Origin of the sequence: Streptomyces sp. NPDC060031 (genome assembly GCF_042736805.1) — a bacterium.
GTDB lineage: Bacteria > Actinomycetota > Actinomycetes > Streptomycetales > Streptomycetaceae > Streptomyces.
The window spans coordinates 1-7,212 of sequence record NZ_JBHWVM010000166.1 but is presented as its reverse complement, the minus strand read 5'-3'; the positions used below and the strand labels follow the sequence as shown (position 1 = coordinate 7,212).

Genomic DNA, 7,212 nt, shown 5'->3' with positions numbered 1-7,212 from the left:
GCCCCGGAGCGCCGGTGCGGCCCCGCGCGGCGGCATCGGCGCACCCGCCGGAGGCGGCCCGCGTGGCGCACCCCCGGAGAGCTGCGGCGTGGCGTGCCGGGCTGTCAAGGAGTGCCAGAAGTATGGCCCCCCGCGCGGTTTCTGACGTACCGTCATCTCCGCTCGGGGCCATGCCCCGCTCGGCCCAGCCCGGCCCGTGCCCAGGAGGTCCGCCATGCCCGCCGACCGGCCCGTACCGCTCGACGAATACCCCGTCCACCAGGCCCCGTTGTCGATGAAGCACCTCGTCAGCGGCGACCGGAACGCCTACGACCGCTGCATCTTCCACGTCTTCGACCACGCCGGCCGAGCCGTCCTCATCCTCGGCCTCGGCGTCTACCCCAACGCCGGCGTCATCGACGCCTACGCCACCCTGCGCATCGGCGACGAACTCCTCGCCGTCCGCGCCTCCGACGCCCTCACCGACGACCGCATGAACCTCTCCGTCGGCCCCCTGCGCATCCTCGTCGACACCCCCCTGAAGCAGATCACCCTCCAGTGCGACCCCGACCCCGAAGACCCGGACGGGCTCTCGTACGACATCACCTGGACCGCCGAGTTCCCGGCCGTCTGGGAGCCCCACCACATCCAGCGCCGCGGCGACCGCCTCATGCTCGAAGGCCGCCGCTTCGTCCAGGCGGGGAACGCCTCCGGGACCATCCGCGCCAAGGGCGAGGAACTCACCCTCACGCCCCGCGAGTGGACCGGCACCCGCGACCGCAGCTGGGGCGTACGCCCCATACCCGGAGAGGAAGGCGGCCGCGCCGCCGAGGAGCACAGCCCCGAGGGCTTCCACTGGCTCTGGATCCCCGTCCGCTTCGAGGACCGCTTCCTCATGGTCATCGCCCAGGAGGACGCCGACGGCCACCGCACCCTGAACGAGGCCGTCCAGGTCTTCCCCGAGGGCAGCGGCCGCCATGACGTCCAACTCGGCTGGCCCCACACCGAGATCCGCTACCGCCCCGGCAGCCGCCACCCCCGAAGCGCCGTCGTCCACCTCACCGACCCGGCCCGCAAACCCCTCGAACTCGGCGTGGAGATCCTCAACTCCTCCCCGCTCGCCGTCGGCGCCGGCTACCCGCCCGCCGCCGACTGGCAGCACGGCACCTGGCAGGGCCGCGGCTGGAGCGACCGCCGCGTCTACGACCTCTCCGACCCCTCGGCCCACCCCATGGCAGCCTTCGGCGTCACCGACCACTCGGCCCGCTTCACCCTCGACGGGCAGACCGGCCACGGCATCTTCGAGCACGGCAGCTTCGGCCGCCACGACCCGAGCGGCTTCGCCGACTACTCCTCCGTCGCGCAGTAGAGAGAGTCAGGAAGGGACCCACCCATGGCAACGGCACCGCGTCCCCGCACCTCCACCCGCGAACCCGAGGAACTCACCCGGCGCCTCACCGCCTGGCTCCGCACCCGGCTCCCCGGCGCCGAGGTCGCGGGCGCCCGCGTCCCCGGCTCCAACGGCATGTCCAGCGAGACCCTGCTCTTCGACATCGAGCACCCCGACACCCCGATCGCGGCCTGCGCGCTCCGCCTCGCCGCCGACCCCGCCGCCTACACCGTCTTCCCCACCTACGACATGGCCCGCCAGCACCGGGTGATGAGCCTGGTCGCCACCCACACCGACCTCCCCGTCCCCCGCGTGCAGTGGCTGGAGGAGGACCCCGGTCCGCTCGGGGCGCCGTTCTTCGTCATGGCCCGCGCCGAGGGCCGCGTACCGCCCGACGTCATGCCCTACACGTACGAGGGCAACTGGCTGCACGCCGCGACCGACGCCGAACGCGCCACCCTCCAGGAGGCCACCGTCGCGCTGCTGGCCCGCCTGCACGAGCAATTCCCGCCCAAGGAAGCGGAGTTCCTTATCCCGCCGGGCGAGGGCAGCCCGCTGCGCCGCCACGTCGACGCCCAACGCGCCTACTACGAGTGGGTGGTGGCGGGCCTGGCCCGCTCACCGCTGCTGGAGCGGGCCTTCGGCCGCCTGGAGGAGCTCTGGCCGGCCGACGAGGGCGAGGCCGTCCTCAACTGGGGCGACGCCCGCATCGGCAACGTCATCTACCGGGCCGACGGCTTCGAACCCGTCGCCGTCCTGGACTGGGAGATGGCCGCATGCGCCCCGCGCGAGGTCGACCTCGGCTGGACCGTCTACCTCCACCGGTTCTTCCAGGACCTCACCGTCGGCTTCGGCCAGCCCGGCCTGCCGGAGTTCCTGCGCCGCGAGGACATCGAACGCCGGTACGCCGAACTCACCGGCCACACCCCGCGGAACATGGAGTTCCACACCCTGTACGCCGCCCTGCGGCACGGGATCGTCATGCTGCGCATCGCCTACCGGCAGGCGCACTTCGGCGAGGTCGAGATCCCCGCGGAACCGGACGGCCTGATCCTGCACCACGCCAGCCTGGCCGCCATGGTGCAGGGCACGTACTGGTGACTCGCGGTCGCGCTCAGGCGGCCTGCGCGTGCCGCCGCATCCGGGGCAGCACCGCGGGCTCCGGCATCCGCACCGGACGCGAGCCCGGGCCGCCGACGTGCGAGAACGGCTGCGTCCGCCAGTCCAGCCCGAGCGGCAGCGTGAGGTGCACGACGGGCTCCAGCTCGGGCGCCTCCCCGCCGCCGAAGTCGACGGTGGGCAGCGCGTCGGCGGCGGGCCGCCCGGTGCCCGCGCACACCGTGAGCCCGAACGGGTTCCACGGGGTCAGGCAGAGCGCGTGCTGCGGCAGGAATTCCTCGTCCGCGACGAGGGCGATCGACTGGCCGCAGTCGGGGCAGATCGCGTGGTGGATCTCGAAGCCCTCGGCGTCATAGAGGTATTCGAGTTCGTCACCCTCCTCGGAATCGAGCGGTTCCAGGGGCTCCGGTTCGATGCGACCGGCGCGCTTGGTGTTCAGCATGGATGTACTCCCCCTTGGGTGGGCCGGGCGGGCAGGTTCTACGGCCTCGGCCACACCAAGCACTTCCCGTCGCGCGGCACGAGTAACCACAACCGCCGGGCCCACGCCTCCGTACCCTTGTGGCCTTGGTCACATGCCCGGCGCAGGTGCCAGCCGGTCCGTGGACAGCGCTGGGCCTGAAGCGCTCTTGGCCGTAGGTTGTGCGGCTATGAGCGCAATGGAGGAGCTGGACCGCCAGATCGTGGATCTGCTCGTGCGGGACGGGCGGATGAGCTACACGGACCTGGGCAAGGCCACGGGACTGTCCACATCGGCAGTCCATCAGCGAGTACGCCGTCTGGAGCAGCGCGGAGTGATCCGCGGCTACGCGGCCGTGGTGGACCCGGAGGCGGTGGGCCTGCCGCTGACGGCCTTCATCTCGGTCAAGCCGTTCGACCCGAGCGCGCCGGACGACATCGCGGAGCGGCTGGCCGGGGTCCCCGAGATCGAGGCCTGCCACAGCGTCGCGGGCGACGAGAACTACATCCTCAAGGTCCGCGTCGCCACCCCGCTGGAGCTGGAGGATTTGCTGGGCCGGCTGCGCGCCCTCGCCCACGTCTCCACCCGCACCACGGTGGTCCTCTCCACCCCGTACGAATCGCGCCCCCCGCGCGTGTGATGCCCTGACGCTCCCGTGCCGCCCCCGACGGAGGTTCGTGCGGGGGCCGCGGTCCGGCGGTGCAGGCCGACCCGCGAGACTGGTCCCCATGACAGACCGCACCGCCGACTCCGCCGACGCAGCCGGAGCAACCGGATCCGCCCGGACCGTCCTCCTGCGCGGGGGAGAGGTCCACAGCCCCGCCGACCCCTTCGCCACCGCGATGGTGGTCGAGCGCGGCCACATCGCCTGGGTCGGCTCCGAGGGCGCTGCCGACGCCTTCGCACAGGGCGTGGACGAGGTCGTCGACCTCGGCGGCGCGCTCGTCACGCCCGCGTTCACCGACGCCCACGTCCACACGACCTCCGCCGGCCTCGCCCTCACCGGCCTGGACCTGTCCGGGGCCGTCGACCTCGCCGACGCCCTTGACCGCGTACGCGCGTACGCGCGGAGCCGGCCCACCGACCGGGTGCTCCTCGGCCACGGCTGGGACGCCGCCCGCTGGCCCGAGCGCCGCGCGCCCCGCACGGAGGAACTCGACCTGGCCACCGGCGGCCGCCCGCTCTACCTCAGCCGCATCGACGCCCACTCGGCCGTGGTCACCACCGCCCTGCTGGAGCTCGTCCCCGGGGTCGGCGACGACGGCGCCCCGCTCACCCGCGACGCCCACCACGCCGTACGCCGCGCCGCGCTCGGCGCCCTCACCCCCGGCCAGCGCGCCGAGGCCCAGCGGGCCGCCCTGGACCGGGCCGCCTCCCTCGGCATCGGGTCCCTCCACGAGTGCGGCGGACCCGACATCTCCTCCGCCGAGGACTTCACCGCCCTGCTGGAGCTCGCCCGGACCCACCCCGGCCCGCGCGTCTTCGGCTACTGGGCCGACCGCGACCTCGGCCGGGCCAAGGAGCTCGGGGCCATCGGAGCCGCCGGGGACCTGTTCGTCGACGGCGCCCTCGGCTCGCACACCGCCTGCCTGCACGCCCCGTACGCCGACGCCTCCCACACCGGCACCGGCTACCTCGACGCGGGCGCCGTGGCGGAGCACGTCGCCGCCTGCACCGAGGCGGGACTCCAGGCCGGCTTCCACGCCATCGGGGACGCCGCGGTCACCGCCGTCGTCGACGGGGTCCGCGCGGCCGCAGAGAAGGTCGGCCTCGCCCGCGTCCGCGCCGCCCGGCACCGCGTCGAGCACGCCGAGATGATGACCCCGGCCACCATCGCCGCCTTCGCGGAGCTAGGCCTGACCGCCTCCGTGCAGCCCGCCTTCGACGCCTTCTGGGGCGGCGAGGACGGCATGTACGCCGACCGGCTCGGCGCCGAGCGCGCCCGCACCCTCAACCCGTACGCCGCGATGCTCAAGGCGGGCGTCCCCCTCGCCTTCGGCTCCGACGCCCCCGTCACCCCGCTCGACCCCTGGGGCACCGTCCGCGCGGCCGCCTTCCACCGGACCCCCGAGCACCGGATCTCCGTACGGGCCGCCTTCACCGCCCACACCCGTGGCGGCTGGCGGGCCCTCGGACGGGACGACGCGGGCGTCCTCGTACCCGGCGCCCCGGCCGACTACGCCGTCTGGCAGACCGCGGAACTGATCGTCCAGGCCCCCGATGACCGGGTCGCCCGATGGTCCACCGACCCCCGCTCGGGCACCCCCGGACTGCCCGACCTGACCCCCGGCGCCGATCTTCCGGTGTGCCTGGCCACCGTGGTCGGCGGCCGGGAGGTATTCGTACGGCCACAGGGGTGATGAGACCGGTCGCGGTTCGGTAAGGGCGGTCGGATCCGGATAAGTTCGGCCGGGTCCACCACAGGACGTCCGTACCGGACGGACCCGTCCGCTCTGCCGCGCCCGCGCCTCGGGGGCAAGGGAAGGTTTCGCCGGTGGGGGCACCCCCAGGCCGTAGCTGGGGGAGGGTGGCCCCAGGTCGGGCCCGGCGGTCCAGTAGACAACGGCCATGGCGACCCGCAGCCAGCGGGAGCCGGGTCGGCCCGAAGGACCGCTGGCCCCGATCGCTGTTCTAAAATCATCCTCTGTGACAAGACGTACGGGACGTACGAGAACGCAAAAGGGGACCCAGTGAGCGACGGCGGACAGCGGAGCTACGGACCGCTCGGCACGGCCTTGGTGATCATTCCGACCTACAACGAGGCGGAGAACATCGGGCTGATCGTCGGCCGCGTCCGCGCGGCTGTGCCCGAGGCCCACATCCTGGTCGCGGACGACAACAGCCCGGACGGCACCGGCAAGCTCGCCGACGAGCTGGCGGCCGGCGACGACCACGTGCGCGTCCTGCACCGCAAGGGCAAGGAAGGCCTCGGCGCCGCCTACCTCGCCGGCTTCGCCTGGGGCCTGGAGAACGGCTACGGGGTCATCGTCGAGATGGACGCCGACGGCTCCCACCAGCCCGAGGAGCTGCCCCGCCTGCTGACCGCCCTGGAGGGCGCCGACCTCGTGCTGGGCTCCCGCTGGGTGCCGGGCGGCCGTGTCGTCAACTGGCCCAAGAGCCGCGAGTTCCTCTCCCGCGGCGGCTCCACCTACTCCCGCCTCATGCTGGGCGTCCCGATCCGGGACGTCACCGGCGGCTACCGCGCGTTCCGCCGCGAGACCCTCGAGGGCCTGGGCCTGGACGAGGTGGCCTCCGCGGGCTACTGCTTCCAGGTCGACCTGGCCCGCCGCGCCGTGGCGAAGGGCTTCCGCGTCGTCGAGGTGCCCATCACCTTCGTCGAGCGCGAGTTCGGCGACAGCAAGATGAGCAAGGACATCGTGCGCGAGGCCCTGTGGCGGGTCACCCAGTGGGGCATCCAGGCCCGCGCGGAGAAGCTGACCGGCAAGGCCAGGAAGGCCTGACCCCGGGCCGCCCCGGACACCCCTAGGGGATGTCCGGTACCTCCGACTGAGGTCGCTTTTATGCCCCGCCAGGCACACTGGTCATCATGACGACCGGCGTTTCTCCTTCGACGGCCCCCAGGCGGCGCTCGCCTGCCCGTACGCTCCTTCCCCTGGCGATCGCCGCCTGGCTGATCCTGGAGATCTGGCTGCTCAGCCTGGTCGCGGGCGCGGCCGGTGGCGGTGTGACCGTCGCCGCGCTGCTCGCGGGCGGCATGGTGCTCGGTGTGGTGGTCATCAAGCGGGCAGGGCGGCGTGCCTTCAAGAACCTGACGGAAACCTTCCAGCAGGTTCAGGCGGGCCGGCAGCCCAGCCCGCAGCAGCCAGGCAGCGGAAACGGCCTGACGATGCTGGCCGGCCTGCTCCTGATCATGCCCGGCCTGATCTCCGACGCGGTGGGTCTGCTCCTGCTGCTTCCGCCCGTGCGGGCCCTGGTCGGCCGCCGTTTCGCCCGCTCCCTGGAGCGCAAGATGGCCGCCGCGCCCGCCGGCACCTTCGGCGACGCCTTCCAGCAGGCGCGGATCCACCACCCCGACGGCAAGATCGTCCAGGGCGAGGTCATCCGCGAGGACGGTTCCCCGGCGTCAGGCCCGGGCACGGCCGAAGGCCACCGGCCGCCGCTCGCCCCGTAAGCGTCTCGCCCCGTTGGGCGTAAGAACGAAAAAGCTGAGGGGCGCGCCGCCCCCGCGGGGGGGGGCCCCCACAGATGAACAGGAAAACGCCCCCCCAGAAAAAGAGGAATAGGCGGTGACCCCCCCAGGAGC

The 7,212-nt window shown here is 73.3% G+C and carries 7 protein-coding genes; 6 read left to right on the top strand and 1 reads right to left on the bottom strand.

Going from position 1 to position 7,212, the window contains the following annotated elements:
* The first annotated feature begins 214 nt into the window (after positions 1–214).
* Positions 215–1,348: a hypothetical protein gene (locus ACFWB8_RS36175; protein WP_385237312.1), complete on the top strand. Its 1,134-nt coding sequence runs from the start codon at positions 215–217 to the stop codon at positions 1,346–1,348.
* Between the two features lie 24 nt (positions 1,349–1,372).
* Positions 1,373–2,470, top strand: a complete 1,098-nt coding sequence (locus tag ACFWB8_RS36170; RefSeq protein WP_385237309.1) for a phosphotransferase family protein — start codon at positions 1,373–1,375, stop codon at positions 2,468–2,470.
* Positions 2,471–2,483: 13 nt separating this feature from the next.
* On the opposite strand, the gene ACFWB8_RS36165 is transcribed toward ACFWB8_RS36170, so the two are convergent.
* On the bottom strand, positions 2,484–2,930 hold the full coding sequence (locus tag ACFWB8_RS36165) for a hypothetical protein (protein ID WP_385237306.1): 447 nt from the start codon (positions 2,928–2,930) through the stop codon (positions 2,484–2,486).
* A gap of 217 nt (positions 2,931–3,147) precedes the next feature.
* Between ACFWB8_RS36165 and ACFWB8_RS36160 the strand changes: the two genes are divergently transcribed.
* From ACFWB8_RS36160 to fxsA, 4 genes are all read left to right on the top strand, one after another.
* Positions 3,148–3,588, top strand: a complete 441-nt coding sequence (locus tag ACFWB8_RS36160) for an Lrp/AsnC family transcriptional regulator (RefSeq protein WP_365918508.1) — start codon at positions 3,148–3,150, stop codon at positions 3,586–3,588.
* A gap of 88 nt (positions 3,589–3,676) precedes the next feature.
* Entirely contained in the window at positions 3,677–5,308 is a 1,632-nt protein-coding gene (locus tag ACFWB8_RS36155) for an amidohydrolase (protein ID WP_385237303.1), read from the top strand.
* A gap of 330 nt (positions 5,309–5,638) precedes the next feature.
* Positions 5,639–6,409: a polyprenol monophosphomannose synthase gene (locus ACFWB8_RS36150; RefSeq protein WP_385237300.1), complete on the top strand. Its 771-nt coding sequence runs from the start codon at positions 5,639–5,641 to the stop codon at positions 6,407–6,409.
* A gap of 86 nt (positions 6,410–6,495) precedes the next feature.
* Positions 6,496–7,080 (top strand): FxsA family membrane protein, encoded by a 585-nt coding sequence (gene fxsA / locus ACFWB8_RS36145; RefSeq protein ID WP_385237297.1) that lies wholly within the window; start codon positions 6,496–6,498, stop codon positions 7,078–7,080.
* The last annotated feature ends 132 nt before the right edge of the window (positions 7,081–7,212 follow it).

Bases quoted from the DNA above. Each gene is read 5' to 3' on its own strand.
- ACFWB8_RS36160 (WP_365918508.1), top strand. From the start codon at position 3,148: ATGGAGGAGCTGGACCGCCAGATCGTGGATCTGCTCGTGCGGGACGGG.
- ACFWB8_RS36155 (WP_385237303.1), top strand. From the start codon at position 3,677: ATGACAGACCGCACCGCCGACTCCGCCGACGCAGCCGGAGCAACCGGA.
- fxsA (WP_385237297.1), top strand. From the start codon at position 6,496: ATGACGACCGGCGTTTCTCCTTCGACGGCCCCCAGGCGGCGCTCGCCT.
- ACFWB8_RS36165 (WP_385237306.1), bottom strand. From the start codon at position 2,930: ATGCTGAACACCAAGCGCGCCGGTCGCATCGAACCGGAGCCCCTGGAA.
- ACFWB8_RS36175 (WP_385237312.1), top strand. From the start codon at position 215: ATGCCCGCCGACCGGCCCGTACCGCTCGACGAATACCCCGTCCACCAG.
- ACFWB8_RS36170 (WP_385237309.1), top strand. From the start codon at position 1,373: ATGGCAACGGCACCGCGTCCCCGCACCTCCACCCGCGAACCCGAGGAA.